Raw genomic sequence first — 232 nt, 5'->3', positions numbered from 1 at the left:
CCGCCCTTTCACGGCGGTAACAGGGGTTCGAATCCCCTAGGGGATACCACTATTTATTTTTCTTGATGTATTTCGAGAAATTAAAGCAAGCGTTAAGTTTTAGCCTACAGAACTTAATGAGTATTCACTCTTTGGAGAGTATAACGCAGTCCGGGTCCCCTTCGTCTAGAGGCCTAGGACACCGCCCTTTCACGGCGGTAACAGGGGTTCGAATCCCCTAGGGGATACCACT

The 232-nt window shown here is 48.7% G+C and carries 1 tRNA gene; it reads left to right on the top strand.

The features are described 5' to 3' along the window. The first annotated feature begins 154 nt into the window (after positions 1-154). Positions 155-230, top strand: a tRNA-Glu gene (locus LMH66_RS20360). Positions 231-232 lie beyond the last annotated feature (2 nt).

This window comes from Shewanella sp. 10N.7 (assembly GCF_020806285.1).
Classification (GTDB): Bacteria; Pseudomonadota; Gammaproteobacteria; order Enterobacterales; family Shewanellaceae; genus Shewanella; species Shewanella electrodiphila.
The sequence above is the reverse complement of the archived record's forward strand: the minus strand, read 5'-3'. Positions and strand labels throughout refer to the sequence as shown.